Annotated in this window: 18 protein-coding genes, 1 tRNA gene and 1 pseudogene; 11 read left to right on the forward strand and 9 right to left on the reverse strand. The window is 64.1% G+C overall.

Translation table 11 applies throughout. The annotated features are described in order from the left end of the window. Window positions 1-5: 5 nt before the first annotated feature. Together VFZ97_04030 and VFZ97_04035 are read left to right on the forward strand one after the other, a co-directional pair. On the forward strand, window positions 6-464 hold the full coding sequence (locus VFZ97_04030; GenBank protein ID HEX6392585.1) for an SRPBCC family protein: 459 nt from the start codon (window positions 6-8) through the stop codon (window positions 462-464). Beyond that, on the forward strand, window positions 461-817 hold the full coding sequence (locus tag VFZ97_04035) for a VOC family protein (GenBank protein ID HEX6392586.1): 357 nt from the start codon (window positions 461-463) through the stop codon (window positions 815-817). Before VFZ97_04030 ends, VFZ97_04035 begins: the two co-directional genes overlap by 4 nt. Here VFZ97_04035 and VFZ97_04040 read toward each other — a convergent pair whose 3' ends face one another. Next, on the reverse strand, window positions 818-1,699 hold the full coding sequence (locus VFZ97_04040) for a TIGR03619 family F420-dependent LLM class oxidoreductase (protein ID HEX6392587.1): 882 nt from the start codon (window positions 1,697-1,699) through the stop codon (window positions 818-820). It lies immediately after the preceding gene. A 3-nt stretch (window positions 1,700-1,702) separates the two neighbouring features. Next, complete coding sequence (locus tag VFZ97_04045) at window positions 1,703-2,491, reverse strand: hypothetical protein (GenBank protein HEX6392588.1); 789 nt, start codon at window positions 2,489-2,491, stop codon at window positions 1,703-1,705. A 62-nt stretch (window positions 2,492-2,553) separates the two neighbouring features. Here VFZ97_04045 and VFZ97_04050 point away from each other — a divergent pair, with 62 nt between their 5' ends. From VFZ97_04050 to VFZ97_04060, 3 genes are all read left to right on the forward strand, one after another. Further along, complete coding sequence (locus tag VFZ97_04050; GenBank protein ID HEX6392589.1) at window positions 2,554-3,204, forward strand: GNAT family protein; 651 nt, start codon at window positions 2,554-2,556, stop codon at window positions 3,202-3,204. Between the two features lie 159 nt (window positions 3,205-3,363). Beyond that, complete coding sequence (locus VFZ97_04055; protein ID HEX6392590.1) at window positions 3,364-3,534, forward strand: hypothetical protein; 171 nt, start codon at window positions 3,364-3,366, stop codon at window positions 3,532-3,534. Window positions 3,535-3,732: 198 nt separating this feature from the next. Further along, on the forward strand, window positions 3,733-4,803 hold the full coding sequence (locus tag VFZ97_04060; GenBank protein ID HEX6392591.1) for a hypothetical protein: 1,071 nt from the start codon (window positions 3,733-3,735) through the stop codon (window positions 4,801-4,803). 27 nt (window positions 4,804-4,830) lie between these two features. On the opposite strand, the gene VFZ97_04065 is transcribed toward VFZ97_04060, so the two are convergent. Continuing rightward, complete coding sequence (locus tag VFZ97_04065; protein ID HEX6392592.1) at window positions 4,831-5,235, reverse strand: universal stress protein; 405 nt, start codon at window positions 5,233-5,235, stop codon at window positions 4,831-4,833. A 182-nt stretch (window positions 5,236-5,417) separates the two neighbouring features. Between VFZ97_04065 and VFZ97_04070 the strand changes: the two genes are divergently transcribed. Further along, window positions 5,418-7,484, forward strand: a complete 2,067-nt coding sequence (locus VFZ97_04070; protein HEX6392593.1) for a cyclic nucleotide-binding domain-containing protein — start codon at window positions 5,418-5,420, stop codon at window positions 7,482-7,484. A 101-nt stretch (window positions 7,485-7,585) separates the two neighbouring features. Continuing rightward, the gene (locus tag VFZ97_04075; GenBank protein HEX6392594.1) at window positions 7,586-8,434 is read left to right on the forward strand and encodes an LLM class F420-dependent oxidoreductase; all 849 of its coding nucleotides are present in this window, start codon (window positions 7,586-7,588) and stop codon (window positions 8,432-8,434) included. Here VFZ97_04075 and VFZ97_04080 read toward each other — a convergent pair. From VFZ97_04080 to VFZ97_04090, 3 genes are all read right to left on the reverse strand, one after another. Continuing rightward, window positions 8,431-8,916, reverse strand: a complete 486-nt coding sequence (locus tag VFZ97_04080; GenBank protein HEX6392595.1) for a carboxymuconolactone decarboxylase family protein — start codon at window positions 8,914-8,916, stop codon at window positions 8,431-8,433. The genes VFZ97_04075 and VFZ97_04080 overlap by 4 nt on opposite strands. Window positions 8,917-9,170: 254 nt before the next feature. After that, window positions 9,171-10,391, reverse strand: a complete 1,221-nt coding sequence (locus tag VFZ97_04085) for an epoxide hydrolase (protein ID HEX6392596.1) — start codon at window positions 10,389-10,391, stop codon at window positions 9,171-9,173. A 602-nt stretch (window positions 10,392-10,993) separates the two neighbouring features. After that, window positions 10,994-11,067: transfer RNA gene (locus VFZ97_04090), tRNA-OTHER, on the reverse strand. Window positions 11,068-11,509: 442 nt separating this feature from the next. On the opposite strand from VFZ97_04090, the gene VFZ97_04095 reads away from it, so the two are divergent. The 4 genes and pseudogenes from VFZ97_04095 (at window position 11,510) to VFZ97_04110 (ending at window position 13,751) form a co-directional block, all read left to right on the forward strand. Further along, a complete protein-coding gene (locus VFZ97_04095; GenBank protein HEX6392597.1) occupies window positions 11,510-12,118 on the forward strand; it encodes a DUF308 domain-containing protein in 609 nt (202 codons plus the stop codon). Between the two features lie 108 nt (window positions 12,119-12,226). Then, entirely contained in the window at window positions 12,227-12,880 is a 654-nt protein-coding gene (locus VFZ97_04100) for a TetR/AcrR family transcriptional regulator (protein ID HEX6392598.1), read from the forward strand. A 277-nt stretch (window positions 12,881-13,157) separates the two neighbouring features. Next, a pseudogene (locus VFZ97_04105) lies at window positions 13,158-13,355 on the forward strand (DUF2252 family protein). Window positions 13,356-13,361: 6 nt separating this feature from the next. Next, complete coding sequence (locus VFZ97_04110) at window positions 13,362-13,751, forward strand: DUF2252 family protein (GenBank protein ID HEX6392599.1); 390 nt, start codon at window positions 13,362-13,364, stop codon at window positions 13,749-13,751. A gap of 249 nt (window positions 13,752-14,000) precedes the next feature. Here VFZ97_04110 and VFZ97_04115 read toward each other — a convergent pair whose 3' ends face one another. The 3 genes from VFZ97_04115 to VFZ97_04125 form a co-directional block, all read right to left on the reverse strand. Then, a complete protein-coding gene (locus VFZ97_04115; protein ID HEX6392600.1) occupies window positions 14,001-15,038 on the reverse strand; it encodes a rhomboid family intramembrane serine protease in 1,038 nt (345 codons plus the stop codon). A gap of 313 nt (window positions 15,039-15,351) precedes the next feature. Further along, window positions 15,352-15,753, reverse strand: a complete 402-nt coding sequence (locus tag VFZ97_04120; GenBank protein HEX6392601.1) for a pyridoxamine 5'-phosphate oxidase family protein — start codon at window positions 15,751-15,753, stop codon at window positions 15,352-15,354. A gap of 5 nt (window positions 15,754-15,758) precedes the next feature. Beyond that, window positions 15,759-16,005: fumarylacetoacetate hydrolase family protein (locus VFZ97_04125; GenBank protein HEX6392602.1), on the reverse strand; the 247-nt coding region annotated here is incomplete at its 5' end.

Below are 16,005 nucleotides of genomic sequence, written 5' to 3' on the forward strand. Positions count from 1 at the left end.
TGGTCGTGCACGCATCCGTGACGGTCCACATCGACGCGCCGCCCGAAAAGGTCTGGAACCTGGTCAGCGACGTGACCCAGATAGGCAACTTCAGCCCGGAGACCTTCGAAGCCGAATGGCTTGACGGCGCCACCGGACCGGCACCCGGGGCCAGGTTCCGCGGCCACGTTCGCCGGAACGAGAAGGGCCCGGTCTACTGGACGACCTGCTCGGTGATCGAGTCCGAACCCGGCAAGGTCTTTTCATTCGGCGTCGGCAAACCGGGGGCACCCCTGAACACCTGGAGCTACCGATTGGAGCCGAACGGCGGTGGAACGGATATCACCGAGTCGTTCGCTCTCGCGCCGAATCTGCTGCTACGTGTCTACTGGTCGCTGTTCGGCTGGGCCAGGGGGCGCCGGAACCGGAACGACATGCGACGCACCCTCGAAAAGGTCAAGGCACTCGCGGAGTCCCGGTCATGAATGTGTCCGGCGTACACCACGTGTCGATCAACGTTGAGGATGTCGAATCGGCCAAGCGTTTCTACACCGAGGTCCTCGGACTGAGCGAGAGGACTGATCGGCCGGACTTCGGTTTCGCCGGCGCCTGGCTCGACGCCGGCGGCCAACAGGTTCACCTCATAAACGCGCCGACTCCGCCCCTGCAGGGACAGCATTTCGCGCTGCAAGTGGACGATCTGGTGTCGGTCATCACGGAACTGCGCGGTCGCAGCCTCGAAGTGAGCGACGCGATCCCGGTCGCCACAAGCCTCCAGGCGTTCCTGAGCGACCCTTCCGGAAACCAGATCGAGCTCCACCAGGTTGGTGTCAGCTAGCTAGTTGGAGCTTCGAGCGAGCTCCGAGAGCGCTTCCAGCTGTTCGAGATAGTCATCCAGAGAGTGGTGCAGGAAGGCGCAGTGGACCGCGGTAGCGCCGGCGCGCTGCAAGGAGTCGAGTCTCTGTACGGTTTCTTCAGGCGAACCTCTCGGATCCAGCGGACCGGACGGCAGGATTACTTCGAATCCATCGGCCGGATCGGCACGGGAGAGCATGTCCGAGATCTCATCCGCCGACAGGCCGAACGGTGTCCAACCGTCCCCAAACTCAAGCGCACGCCTGAGGGAACGCTGGGTGGAACCACCGACCCAGACCCGTGGCTGCTTGCGGGGCGAGTGGGGCTCCACGGTGAGATCGCGGTAGTCGAAGTAATCACCCTCGAACTCGACACTCGAGCTTCCCCATCCGGCGCGAATCGCGGCCAGTGCATCGTCCGCACGGCTGCCCCGGTCGCCGAAGGGCGAACCCAGAATCTCGAACTCCTCCCGCAATGTCCCCACACCTACTCCGAATATCAATCGGCCGCCGCTGAGACGATCGAGGGTTCCGTAGGTCTTTAGTAACTCGAGGGGATGGTGATAGCCGACAACGACGACGTTGGTGGCGAGAAGGATCTGGGATGTAAGCGCGGCGATCCAGCCCAACGTCGAAGCCGGATCCCAGTAGACGACGCCGCGCCACTTGTTCTGATGCAGGGGAATGGCGAAATGTTCGCTGCAGGTCAGGTGGTGGTAACCGAGGCGGTCCGCTGCAGCGACCAAAACGCGCAGCTCGTCCGGGCCGGCGCGTTCCTCCCAACGGGCGTGCCCTCCGGGCGTCTGTATGACGATCGGCGTGTGAATGCCCAACGTCAACTCCCCACCGGCCGCAGGGAATCGCATCGTCTATGCGCCGGTCCCCTGCCGGTCGAACCAACCCCACTGCCAAGGGCGGATGTCGAGCAGAGGCGAATCGAGTAGCACCCTTTCCGTCGGTGCGGTGTCAAGAAGCCGGCCGGCGGCCTTCCAATCGGCCATGTGCTGCTTTCGTGCGGCCACAAATTCGAGGGGATCGCCATCGAGGTAAAGCAGGGTGACCCTCGCTCCTCCCGGCATGCGGCGCTGGTCATCCTCGAGCAGGGTGTTCCACTCGCTGTAGAAAGTCCATGCCCCGGCGACACCGGCGCAAGACACCAGGTCCGGAATGTGAACCGTGTCGTACCACGAGTACATCTCTTCGGTCGCTGACGAATGTGGCTCGCTGATGAGGCTGACCGTGACATGCACGCCCTTGACCGGCCGGAAAGGCAGCGCGTCTTCGGAGACTCGTACCCGCGGATTCACGTAGCCCTTGAGCGGAACGAAGTACCCGACCTCGCGCCGTGACCAGTCGGTGTCGGGCTTGCGGCCCCACTGGAACGCCTTCTCACCGAGTTCGCGCCACTCGTTGATGGACTCGTCGACCGGATCCGCGAACCAGTACATCGCGACGTACTGGACGCGATCGAGGGGCTTGCGTGCCGCTCCGCTCGCATCCGCGCAGTCAGGCGTCCGCACCCACCGGTCGCCCCACACGACCGAAGGAAGCGCGAGGTTCGAGGGTCGGTGGTCCAGCTGGTGGTACTCGTTGTACTGGTGGTGTTTGGTCGAGTCGGTCAACTCGACAAACGAGAAGAAGGCCTTCCGTGAGAGCATGGCTCGCTCACTCTATTGATTAATCCCGTGACCCTTACGGCTCGCCCCGTCATGATTAACGAATGACGTCGGATTTCTGGCCGCTGTTCGGGCTGAAGCTGGTCACTCGCCGGCTGGTTCTGCGCCCGCCGACAGACGATGACTTTGCAGGGCTCCTGGATTCGATTGATGAAGGGATCCACGACCCCGGAACGATGCCCTTCTCGATTCCGTGGACCGACGCCAAAGGGACGGTCCGCCGCGTCGGTTCCGTGCAGCACTGGTGGAGCCAACGGGCGAGCTGGAGCGTCGACGATTGGCATCTCGGGATGGCGGTGTTCGACGCCGGCCGGCCGGTCGGGGTTCAGAGCCTCATCGGGAAGCACTTTCAGGTACTCAAGGAAGTGTCGACCGGCTCCTGGCTGACCGCGTCCGCACAGGGGCAGGGCTTCGGCCGGGAGATGCGCGCAGCCGTCCTGCAACTCGCGTTCGAAGGCCTCGGTGCCGAGATAGCCCGATCGGCTGCGTTCCTCGACAATCCTGCGTCTCAGGCCGTATCGCGAGCGATCGGGTACAGGGAAAACGGGCGGCACCGGGAGGCACCACGCGGTGTCCCCAAGGAGATACTCGCCTACGAGCTCACACGCGAGGGGTGGGAGGAGGCGTCTCGCGCCTTCGAACCAGCTGAGATCGTAGGCCTCGACAAGTGCATACACATGTTCTTCGGGAGCTAGCGCGGCGGCGGGGATCCCCCCGGGGGTTGCTGTGTCACCCGGAACGGATGACTCTGGATCACCCGGTCACCCCTTTTTCCGACGGCCAGATCGGGGTTGAATGGGGCTGTTCGCACTGACCCTGGAAGAGCAGGGACACGGGAAGAAGGAGCAGGACAGATGCCTACCTATCGCATGGTCTACGGAGACGACAACCAGGTTGTCCGAGAGACCTTCGAAAACGTCGACGTGCAACGGGAGGACGGCTGGGTCGTCCTCTTTCGCGGTGACGATGCCATCCTTCGCGTACAAGAGGAGCACGTGCAGTCGCTCGAACCCGTCGAGTCGTGAGGGATGCAGGCACACCAACTGCTCCAATCACACGGCTCGGCCCATCCGTAGCTGCCGAGGGGTCGCTTCGACGATCACAGCTAATCGCGACAAGTGGCTCGGCCTGGAGCCGCCGGTGTCGGTCTCGTCATCGCGCGGCTATTTCACGGCACCGGGGCGTGATTCGCTGAAGTTGCCCGGACGCTAGCGTTCCCAGCCATGGCCAAGCGCGTTGTCGTGTGGGGTACGGGTTTCGTCGGGAAAATGATGATCGCCGAGATAGCCCGCCACCCTCAGTTCGAACTTGCAGGCGTGGGAGTGCACGATGGCAAGAAGGTCGGCACGGACGCCGGTGAGCTGGCAGGTATCGGCCCTCTTGGAGTAGCCGCGACTGATGACCTCGAGTCGCTCATCGCTCTGAGACCCGACGCGCTCGCTCACTATGGCCCGACCGCAGCGCACGCCGATGAGAACATCCGTGTGATCGGAGGCTTTCTCCGTGCGGGTATCGATGTCGTGTCGACCGCGATGACGCCCTGGGTGTGGCCTACCTCGAAATGGAACCCACCGAACTGGATCGAGCCGATCACCGAAGCTTGCGAGGAAGGTCGGTCATCTTGCTTTACCACCGGTATCGATCCTGGATTCGCCAACGACCTGTTTCCAATGACCCTGATGGGGCTGTGCGGCGAGGTCAAGTCCGTTAGAGCATTGGAGTTGCTCGACTACACCAACTATGAGGGGGACTACGAGTCCGAAATGGGCATCGGAAAGCCCCCGGATCACAAATGCATCCTGGAAATTCCGGATGTGCTCGTGCTCGCATGGGGGCCCACCATCCCGATGATCGGAGCGGCCGCGGGCGTCGAGGTCGACGAGATCACCACGACATGGCAAAAGTGGACCACCGACCACCCGATTGACACCGCGAGGGGCGTCGTCGAACCCGGTTGCGTTGCCGCGGTGCGATTCACAATCAACGGGATCGTGAAGGGGCAACCCCGAATCTGCTTGGAGCACGTAAATCGGGTAGGGCCCGGCTCAGCCCCTGAGTGGCCCACCGGAAATCAGAACGACGTGTACAGAGTCGAGATCGAGGGAAGCCCGTCGATCGCCCAGGAGACTGCGTTCCGGTTCACCGATGGAAGCGGTCGTGACGCGGCGACCGCTGGGTGCCTCGCCACCGGTTTGCGAGCGCTGAACGCCATCCCGGCGGTCAATGACCTCCCACCCGGGTGGGTGACCCCCTTGGATCTGCCGTTGATCGCCGGGAGGGGAACGATCAGGTAGCGAGCCGTTCGGACGGTCCGGAGTTCGTCACCGCCGGAAGACGAGCACTGGGCAATGCGCATTCGTGACGCAGTGCTCGCTGACCGATCCGAGCAGCATGCCAGCGAACTCGCCGTGCCCGCGGCTCCCGACCACCAACAAGTCTGCTCCGCGCGAGGCTTCCACCAACACGGGCGCCGGATGCCCTTCCGTGACAGTCACGCTGATGCTCAGCGACGGGTGAGCCTGGCGAGTCCGAGCCACTGGTTCGTCGGTCACCTTGGTGGCGTCGTCTCGAGGGTTCCATCCCTCCGGGTAGGGGACCGCCCAGCCGTAGCTGGTCGGCCATTCCCATGTCACGACCACCTCGATTTCCGCTCCGGTGAGCTCGGCCTGACCCGCCGCCCAATCCAATGCACCGAGAGACGACTCCGAGCCGTCGACACCGACCACGATCCGGCCCCCCGCTGGTCGCGTCGAACCGCTCTCGCTTTCCGTTGCAGTCTGGGCCACAGCCCATATTTGGCCAGGAGTCGGACCCGACGCCAACTCGCTCCGACGGTCCCCGGAAATTGCGTCTGCCGTTCATCCAGAGTCTGTTGCGCGGCCTCGGACGCTCGGGCATATTCCATTCGATGAAAGCCCCCGCCGGCGAGACAGGCCGGTCTCGTCGGCAGCCATGGGTTCGGTCCGACCAGTCCAGGCGGTCGCTGCGGCCCGAGAGCCCGATCCAGACGCTTCTCGCCAACCGGTATCTCGGGCGTCTGGTGGTCGCGTTCGCTTTCGTGACGATCGCCGAGTGGGGGTACGTGACAGCCCTGTCGGTTGACGCCTTCCGCACGAACGGTTCTATCGCCGTGGGGTTCGTCGGGGCCCGCCTGTTCTTGGCATCGATCAGCAGCCTGTTCAGCAGCGCAGTCGTTAGTCGATGGCCCAAAGTCCGCGTGCTGAGTGCAGTTGCGGTGACCCGCGGAGTTGGAGTTGCTGGCAGCGCACTGGTAGCGGCTTCGGGCGCGCATCTCCTGCCGTTACTGATTCTTCTGAGCGTGGACGCCTTAGTCTCGGCTCTCTACCGGCCAGCCCAGGCGGCCCTCATACCGGCAGCAGCGAGGTCGCCCCACGAGGTAGTGATCGCGGCAACAACTCTGAGTACGGTCAAGACCCTGAGCCAGGCGATCGGCGCCGTCCTCGGGGGTGTCCTACTCGCGGCCACAACACCCCAAGCGGTGTTCGCGGGGGCGGCTGCTCTATTCGGTGTCTCCGCAGTGCTCACGTCAGGTCTCGGAACGACAACGCAGCGTGCGGCCCAACCGCCCGAAGGGCTTCGTCGCTGGACCCCCGGTTCCCCCTCGGTCGTCCGGGAGGCCTTCAACGAGGTCCGCAATCCAGCCGTCGCTGGAATCCTGGTGGTGAGCGGGCTCCGCACGTTCGTGCGAGGGATGTGGATTGGAGTGGCTGTAATTGCATCGCTCCGCTTGCTCCACGCCGGCAGCACCGGAGTCGGCCTTTTGATGATGGCCGCCGGCATCGGATCGCTGATAGCTGCTCCGATATCTTCACGGCTGGTCACGCGACGCCGAATAGGCACCCCCGCAGCGGCTGCTCTCGCCGCATGCGGGATTCCGTTGGCGGTGATAGCCGGCGTACCCGTGTTTGACGTTGCTATGGCATTGGTCGTCGCGTGGGGCATCGGAATGGCGGTGTCGGATGTCGCCACGTCATCGATCCTGATGAGGCTCGTCGATTCACCGCTCATTCCGAGCGTGACCGGAACGATCGAGTCGACGAAGCTGGCGCTCGAAGGCTTCGGCGGGTTCCTCGGACCGCTTATGGCTTCGACGATCGGGATACGGCCCGCCCTGCTCATCGCGGCCGTTCCGCTTCCGCTCGTCGTCGCGAGCGGGTGGCGAGTGCTGCACCACGTTGATGTCACCGCCGAGGAACGATCCGCTCTGCTTGATCTGCTTCACGGGGTGCCCTGTCTCCAGCGTCTCGACATCGCGTCCCTCGACTCTCTCGCAAGCCAAGTAACCCCGTTGCTCGTCTCCGAGGCAGGTGTCGAGGTGGTTCGTCAAGGCGAGACCGGAGACCGTTTCTACGTGATCAAGGACGGGTCAGCGGAGGTTCTCGTGGATGGGTACGCGGTGGACGTCCTCAGCGCGGGGCAGAGCTTCGGGGAGAGAGCCTTGCTGCGGGATGCGCCTCGAGCCGCAACGGTTAGGTCGCTGTCCCCGATGCATCTGCTGATACTGGCCCGAGACGCCTTCTTGGCCACCGTAACGGGGAGCGAAGATCCAAAGCTCGACTCGCTCGATTTGGCGCCGATCGTCGATGCAGGAGACATGACTCGGCACCGGAGAGCCTCGATTCTGTCCACCGGTCTGCTGTCCCATCTCGATTCATTCGCCCTGAACCGCCTTGCCGATCGAAGTGTCGTCGACCGCTGGCCTGCCGGGGCAACGATCGTGCGCCAAGGTGAGCGTGGAGACCGGTATTACGTGATGGTCGACGGTCGGGCGGACGTGCTCATCGACGGCGACAAGACAGGTGAACTGCAGCGAGGCGACCAATTCGGGGAGATCGCTCTTCTTCACTCGGTTGACCGCAGGGCGGACGTGGTCACTTCGACTCCGTCTAGGACCCTTAGCCTCCATCGAGACGACTTCGTGCCCGCGGCTCGTGCCCGGCTCGCCATGGGATAGGGGTCCCGCCCAGCGGTCCGGCATTCATCGCTCGGGCCACAAGATTGACTAAACACGACCACCGTGTCGACTCGGTTCCCGATGGGGTCAGGTGATTGCTCGTGAGATTCAGCCTCGTCCTTTTCACCAGCGACAGGGGTATCCGCCCCTCGCGAGCAGCAATGGCGGCGGAGGAGCACGGCTTCCATGCCTTCTATGTGCCCGAGCACACCCATATCCCGGTGAAGCGCGAGACCATCCATCCCGCCACCGGGGACGAAACCCTTCCCGACGACCGCTACATGCGGACCCTCGATCCGTGGGTCGCCCTGGCATCGGCGGCCTCGGTCACGAGCCGAATCCGCCTCGGAACCGCGGTGGCGCTCCCATTCGAACACGATCCGATCACCCTGGCCAAGACCATCGCTACCTTGGACTTCCTCTCGGGGGGGCGGGTGGTTCTCGGAGCGGGCTTCGGGTGGAACGTCGAGGAGATGGCCGACCATGGCGTCCCGGCGAAAAAGCGCAAGACGGTTCTGCGCGAGTACCTGGAAGCCATGGGGGAACTCTGGCAAAACGAGACGGCCGCATACGAAGGGGAGTTCGTAAGTTTCGGCCCGAGCTGGGCCTGGCCGAAGACACTCCAGCAACCACGGGTTCCGGTGCTCCTGGGCGCACGCGGCACGCAGGCGAACTTCCGGTGGATCGCTCGCTCGGCTGACGGATGGATAACCACCCCCCTGGAGGAGAACGTCGCCGATTTAGCCCGGCAACTCGGTTCCGTGTGGCAGGAATCCGGGCGTGCGGGACGTCCGGAGATAGTCGTCCTTCACCCGAAACCTGACCAGCAGATGCTCGATGAGTGGGAGGCGGCCGGCGTCACCGAGGTGATGATGGGCCTGCCAGATCGCTCCGAGGACGACGTACTCGCCTTCATCGAACGCCGAGGCAACGCCTACCGCTCCTCTTAGACCAGCAGCCTCTCATCGGGTGCGCGGACGCCCAGCACCGCGAGCATCCGACCCATCCCGAGCCACGCCCCGCAGCACATGGTGAGATCCGCGATTTCGTCGTCCGCGTACGCTCGACGGAGCCGGCCCCAGAACTCGTCGTCCATCGCCTGGTGGTCCAAGGCGAAATGGAATGCGAACTCGGCAGCCAGTCGTTCCCGCTCGGTCAACTCGGTGGTAGTTCTCCACTCCGTGACTTGCGCGTAGAAGTCCTCGTCTATCCCGGAAACATCGGCGTGCTTGGCCCGGGTGTTCTGGCAGACGACGCAATCGTTGATCAGCGCGATCGTCCACCGGGCGGCCTCGCGTTCACGGAGGTCGAGCTTCGACTTCTCATAGACGGCGGAGGACAGTGCCCCCATGCCCATCCCTATCTCGGGCCTCAGGAGCGCCCAGTCGGCATGCTCCCCCAGCCCCCGTGCGGGGAACTCGATTCGTGCCACGCCCGAGATGCTAATCCGAGTCCAGCACCTTGCCGGCGTCCGCGAGGCATCGGTCGTTGGTTTGACAGAGTAGGTGGACTCCCGGACGGGTGAGGGAGTGGGGCGGCTTGGAGTGCGGCGGATGTCTGGTGCAGTTCGGGCGTAAATCTCGCGTTCGGGCGTGGAATTTGGCTCCGCGCCGCTCGTCCTCACACCCAAAAGACCATGGGTCCTGCCAACTCGGGATCCTGCCCTCGAAGAACTCCTTGCACCTTCTAGCTAGAAGACTCAGGTCGACGTGTGGCTACCGCACGGAGCGATCTGAAGGCGGCGCGGAGCTCGTCCGAAAACAGTTGTGGCTCCTCCCAGGCTGCGAAGTGGCCGCCCTTGTCGACTTTGTTGAAATAGGTGAGGGTTGGGTAGGCCTGCTCCACCCAAGTGCGCGGGGTTGCGACGATCTCGCCCGGGAACGTCGTGAATCCGACCGGTACCGTGACCGGCGGTGGAGCCTGCCCGGCCGCGCGCGCGGTGGCTTGTCCGCTCTCCCAGTAAGACCGGGCGGCTGAGGCCCCCGTGCCCGTCAGCCAGTAGAGCGTGATGTTGTCGAGGATGTGGTCCCGGGTGAGATTTCCGGCGGGCTGGTCGTCAACAAAGGCGCGGGAGATCTTGTAGTAGCTGTCGGTGTCATGATCGAGCATCCATGCCGCCAGCGCGACCGGCGAATCCAGCAGGGCGTACCCGATCGTCTGGGGCCGAGTGGCCTGCTCGAGGAAGTAGCCGAAGCCGCTCGCCCTGAACGCGGTCCCCGCAGCAACCGCAGCGCGCTCCTCCTCGGTCTCGTGCGGGAATGAGCCGCCCGCCAGTCCTGGGACGAACAAGTTTGTATGAATGCCGATCAACCCTTCGGGTGCCTGTCGGCCCATCGCGTCGGTGACTGCTGCGCCAACGTCACCGCCCTGGGCGACGTAACGCGTGTAACCGAGGCGGTGCATCAGCTTCGGCCAAGCCTCGGCTACCCTGCCGGCCCACCAGCCGAGCTCGGCTGGTTCGGAGGAGAATCCGTAGCCGGGGATCGACGGCAGCACCAGGTCGAACGCGTCCTCGGCGGAGCCGCCGTGCGCGGTCGGATCGGTGAGCGGGCCGACGGTCTCGAGCAGCTCGATGATCGAGCCGGGCCATCCGTGGGTCATGATCAGCGGCAACGCGTTCTCGTGGTGCGACTCGACGTGAATGAAGTGGATGTCAATCCCGTCGATCTCGGTTGTGAACTGCGGCAGCGCGTTCAGTTTCTTCTCACATCGACGCCAGTCGTATTCAGTGGTCCAGTAGCGCGCGAGGGCCTGAATTGCCGCCAACTGGACCCCCTGTGACCGATCTGTGACCAGCTCCTTACTGGGCCAGCGCGTCGCGGCAATCCGCCGGCGGAGGTCAAGCAGGTCCTCTTCCTCGACGTGGACCTCGAAGGGCCGGACGGAATCAGCTGTCGTGGGTGCCATAGCGATGTACCTCGCTTTCAAGTCTCCGAGAGGTCGGTTGGTGTACGCGGCGAATCAGGAAGTCCCGAACTTCGGTGGTGCCGACCGACGAGAGCGCGAAGGGCGGCGGGAAGGGGACGATGAAGGGTGCGGTCGGGGTTGCGAAACTTGAAGGATTTGCCCGATGGTGCATCGCGCGCCTCCCGCGGCCACTGACGAGAAGGTCTACGCCAGCAAGGCCAGGAAGTCAACGGCAAGCGAGTTGCAGGCGTAAGAGAGACCCCACCCGGTTCCGGGGGTGATTCCAGTCGCCCGTACAGGTGCCCGCGGCTCTGACCGCCGTTCGGCGCACCGCTCGGATCCTCCTAGGCGAGCTGTTCTTTATCGGGTGAGGTAGCGCCGGCTTCCTCGGCCTTGGCGGACCCGCGCAGGACGGACGCAACGCCGCCGGCGATGACCGCGCCCACTACGGGGCCGACCAGGTAGACCCACCATTAGCGAGTTTTAGGACCATGAGCACCAGTCCGAAGGTGATTATCGCCTCGAAGCCCGCCGCCTGCCACGACTGTCCGGGCTCTCCCGAGAACTTCCTAGTCCAGCACCCCTTCTGAGCACGGCTCTTGTGGGGCTAGGTGGAATCGAACCACCGACCTCAGCATTATCAGTGCTGCGCAAGCGGACGACCACAATGGAGCCCGCCCAGAATTTTCGCTGGTCAGCCGGTTAATCGAATGATTGCGAACGACGACGTATAACGCCATACGCGGGATGGACGCGGGATGGAGCAGCTCCTCTGCCGGGTCTGAGTGATCCAGGGTCGCCAGCCATCAGTCGGCAATAGTTAGCTTCGCGTCGAGCGGTCGCAGGTGATACGTCCTCCTTCACTAGTACCGGTTCGATACCGCGGGCGCCGCATAAGTCGACGAGACCGTAACGCTCTGCCTTGCCGCTCGGACCTCGGGTTCGCGAAGAGGACGGTGTGAACCGACCCCATTTCGTAGGAGTGGGTCATCCCCTCTCGACCATCGACCTCGACTCGAGCCAGTTGACAATGACTCATCAGTATTGTATTCTTTCATCAGTTCTGTGGTGCCCGTACCAGAATGGGGAGCCACAGCCATCACCCGAAAGGAGCTGTCATGTTCAAGTCATTGAGTACGTCCCTCATATGGCGAGGCATCCTGGCCGTCGCCATCGGTGTCGTGGCGCTGGCGTGGCCCAGCGTCACCGTCCTGGCGCTGGTCGTCATGTTCGCCGTCTTCGCCCTCATGGCCGCCAGTCTGGAGGCCACCCGGGCCTTCAGCAGCGGGACGGCCGGCCCGGTTGTACGTCATCTATTGATCGGTCTCCTCGACATCGGGGCCGCGGTGGTCGCTCTGGCCTGGCCCGCACCGACGGCGCTGGTATTGGGGCTGCTCGTCGGCGCATGGGCGACGCTCACCGGCCTTGTCGAGATCTATGCCGGGTTCAAGGTTGACGAAACTGCCGGAACTCGCGCCCTCTTCTTCGTGAGCGGTCTGATTTCGATCGCCTTCGGGATTGCGCTGTTCGCCCGACCCGGCATTGGCGCGGTCACCTTGGCCTTGCTGTTCGGACTGTTCAATCTCGTGTACGGGGTCTCGACGCTCGTCCAGGGCATCGAGATGCGGCGAACTCAGCACACAGTGGAATCGCTGCGAAACAAGCGGCCGGAATTCCCCGTTCATGCCCGCAAGCATTCCCGTGACCATATAGGATCAGTTGTGTAGTTGTTCGTCAGTAATGATCGTTCCTCCTCCGGCGGCTCAGCCCACGTCTCTTCGTGTGCGGAGCCGCCGGGTAGCGAACCTGATACGACGGCGAGATTGGAGGCTGTTGTGACTGCGGCATCGGCGAGCACGTCGTCTGGCCCCACCCGCTTGGACCGGCGCAAGGCGCGGACCCGGCAAGCGCTTATCGACGCCGCGATCCGGTTGATCGCCGAAGGGCGCGGGGACCGAGCCAGTATCCAGGAGATCACCGAAGTTGCCGACATCGGATTCGGGTCGTTCTACAACCACTTCGAGAGCAAGGAGCAGCTGTTCGAGACGGCCTCGACCGAGGTCCTCGAACGCTGGGGCCGCATGATCGATCTCGCCTCCGCCGGCATCACCGACCCGGCGGAGGTGTTCGCGACATCGCTCCGGCTATCGGCCCGCCTGGGCTGGACCCACCCTGAGGTTGCTCGGTTCATCACCGGCGCCGGCCTCGATCTCCTCGACGTGCCGGGCGGCCTGGCGCCTCGTGCATTGCGGGATATCCGGGCCGGGCAAGCCGCGGGGCAATTCAGTTTCGGTGAGGCGGAGGTCGCCCTCAGCGCCGTGGCTGGAGGCCTGATTGGGTTGCTGCGGCTGCACCAGAGTCAGCCCGACCGGCTCGAGGACAGCTCGGTCGACGATCTGTGCGAAGCCTGCCTACGCCTGCTAGGGCTCCCGGCCGCCAAGGCCAGGCGCCTGGCAAGACTGCCTCTGCCCGCTACCGATCCGTGGTAAGGACCCACGAGTTCAGTCGACGGCGCACCGCGGACTCGAGCGGAGATGCTCGAAGCCGGACGCGCGCTGCGCGCCCGGGTTCCCCGCCGCAGTCACGGCCGATGGACACCGCCACCCGACCGTCCTGACCCGATCGAGATCCTGATCCGGTCCAACGCGAACCGGCTGCCCGAGCTGGTTGCGGTTCGGAACGGGCGGATGATGGCGTCGCCGTTTTCCTTCTACCGTGGCGCGCCAGCCGTAATGGCGTCAGATCTGAGCCGCACACCCCTCCACCGGTATACGTCTGCAGATCTGCGGAGACCCCCATCTTCGCAACTTCGGCACCTGTGCCACCCCCGAACGCAACCAGGTATTCGATGTCAACGACTTCGACGAGACCCAGCCGGGACCGTGGGAATGGGACGTCAAGCGCCTCGCCGCCAGCCTGGTGGTGGCGGCCCGGACCGCGGGGCTCTCCGATGGGGACGGTTTGGCGGCTGTGGAGGGCTGCCGCTCAAACCAGGGGAAGCGGGTCGTGGTCGGACAGCGCATCATGCAGGCCGCCAGCGATGTGTTCCTGGGTTGGGCCCGCGCCGGCGGTTTCGACACTTACGTGCGTCAGCTGCGCGACATGAAGGGCACGGTCGAGCTCGACGACGCCCGTCCCGACGACCTGACGTTGTATGGGCGGCTCTGCGCGGCGGCGCTGGCCCGTGCTCATGCTCGAGCCGGTCACCCTGCGCTCATCAGCTGCTACCTGCCAGCCGAGCGCGGCGTCACTTTGGGGGGATCCGTCAACGCCCACCACAATGATTTCGCTGTCGCTGAGGCAATCGATGCTGCCCGGCTCAGGCACGCTCTAAGCGTAAAGCCCAGTGGGCGTGGATGAAATAGAGCCCAACGTCACAACTCGAAACGACCGACGTATCAGCTGCACGCCAGCGCTTCACAAGTCGCCCGATCGCTCCAGGTATTGGGCGGAGAGCCAACCGATCGGTATCGGCAGCCAGGCCTTTTTTCGCCAACTGTCTCCGTATCCTCAGTATTCCGGAGGTCTCCAAGCGGATTCGGCGGCCGCGAGCGTCGTCCTTTGTCCCCTTCCTTCTCTCGTCCTAGCCGCCCGATGGCCACCGGCTGCTTATCGCCACCCGCTGCCGCTCCACGCTGGTGGTTGCTCAGCCTGGGTCCTCGACTGGTCCCCGATGCGCGGCCAAAGGATGCGGGTTATCACGAGCCCGAAGACGAATCCGCCGACGTGGGCGAAGAAGGCGACGCCGCCCCCGTTTGCCTGAGCGTTGAACATGCCGAAGTTGGCTTCGACCAATTGGTAGAGGAACCAAAGTCCGAGGAATACCCAGGCCCGGATCCTGACAAAGAAGATCGGGAAGATGTAGGTGCGGACCTTGGATTGGGGATACAGGACGAAGTACGCGCCGAGTACCGCCGCGATCGCCCCGCTGGCCCCCAGTTCCGGGACCCGCGCGTTCTGGGCCGAACCCGCAAGAAGAGTCGCGGCGGTCTGACTCATCATCGCGATGAATCCGCCGGCGAAGTAGAACAAGAGATACCGCAGAGGCCCGAAGGCGTCCTCGACGTTCTTGCCAAAGATGTACAGGAAGAGCATGTTTCCGAGGATGTGGTCCCAGCTGCCGTGGAGGAACATGGCTGTGATCCAGCTGACCCCCCAAGGTTCGGGCGCTTGGCAGGCGTTGTCGACGGAGCAGGGATAGAACGAGGCGTGGTAGATCGACGAGTTGAGATGCGGCAGCTCATACAGGATCCACACCGCGAAGTTGGCGACGATCAGCGAGATGTTGACGATCGGGAACCGTCGCGCAGGCACGCCGTCGGAGAGCGGGATCATGTTGGCGATCCGTTCATCCCGGCGGGTACAGAGCTGTCGGGTCGACGCGCCCCGGCTGATCCCCGCGGCGGCATAAGCCTCGTCCTCCTCCAGTGTTTCCTGGTCCAGGAGGTTTTGTGCGAGCTTCTGCAGCCGATCCCGGCTGCCCTTAAGGGTCTCGACGGCCTGCTCGTAGCACTCTTCAAGTCCAGCCCGTGTCGGTGGCTCAGGACTCGCGGCCGAGTTCGCCGCCGCGTGGTGTGCGAAGTGCCCAACGGCTTGAGCATGACAACTCCTCTCAGTCGGTAGGCGATGAGCCGGGGCCAACCCCACTTGGCATGCCCACTCGATTCTGATAAGAGACTACAGAACTGATGGCATGCTGTCAACGGGTCCACTCGAGACGGCGAACAGGGCGCGACGGGACAGCGCCGAGTCAGCCACGAACGTCGACAAGACGAGCAAGACCCTGACTGAACGCGCCAGCCAGCGCGGCCACTCGAGTGTCCCTGTAGTTGCAGTGCCGCCAGGCAAACGAATCGGTCCAGACACACGAGCACGGCACCATCGGCTTCGATATCGCGATGGCGCAGCCGGTGCAGCGCTGTCGAATAGATCGCCGTCGAGGTGCCAGATCCTCTCAGCGCTACTCGACGAAGATGACCTTTTCGGGAGTGATTCGGATGACGGTCCGTTGCTGCTCGTCGAGCGTCGACACGAGCGAGGCGGGATCCGGTCGCGGCGTATTGGAGAGCTTCGCGAATACATCCGCACTCAGTTCCGCTCGCAACGGGTCGGTTTCGATGGTCTCGGCTCTGCCGTATATGACCAGATGGGTCCGTCCGTCGGGGACGGTCATGGAGACCTTCGGATTTCGGCAAGCGTTCTTCCACTTGGCGGTGTACCGCTTGGCGGACACAACCAACCGCCCGTCGCCATCGACGACGTAACCCACCATGGACTGCTGCGGCGACCCGTCGGACCTGCCGGTGGCCAGCACCGCCCACATGTGGTCCTCCAGGTAGCGCTCCTGCTCGGAGCTGAACATCGGCTTCACCGTCCGTCGGGGACGGATACGAGCCGGTTCCGTAGGTGACCGATCCCCTCAACCCAGGTCTCCAGAAGATCACCAGGCTGCAGGAATCGGGGTGGTTGGCGCACCGCGCCGATCCCTGGAGGAGTGCCGGTGAAGATCACGTCCCCGGGCAGAAGCGGGACCACGGCGGAGATCTCGGCAATCAGGCGCGGAATGCCAAAGATGAGATCCCCGGTGCGGCCGTCCTGCATCTTCTCGCCGTTG

It is taken from the genome of Acidimicrobiales bacterium, assembly GCA_036378675.1.
Lineage (GTDB): Bacteria > Actinomycetota > Acidimicrobiia > Acidimicrobiales > Palsa-688 > DASUWA01.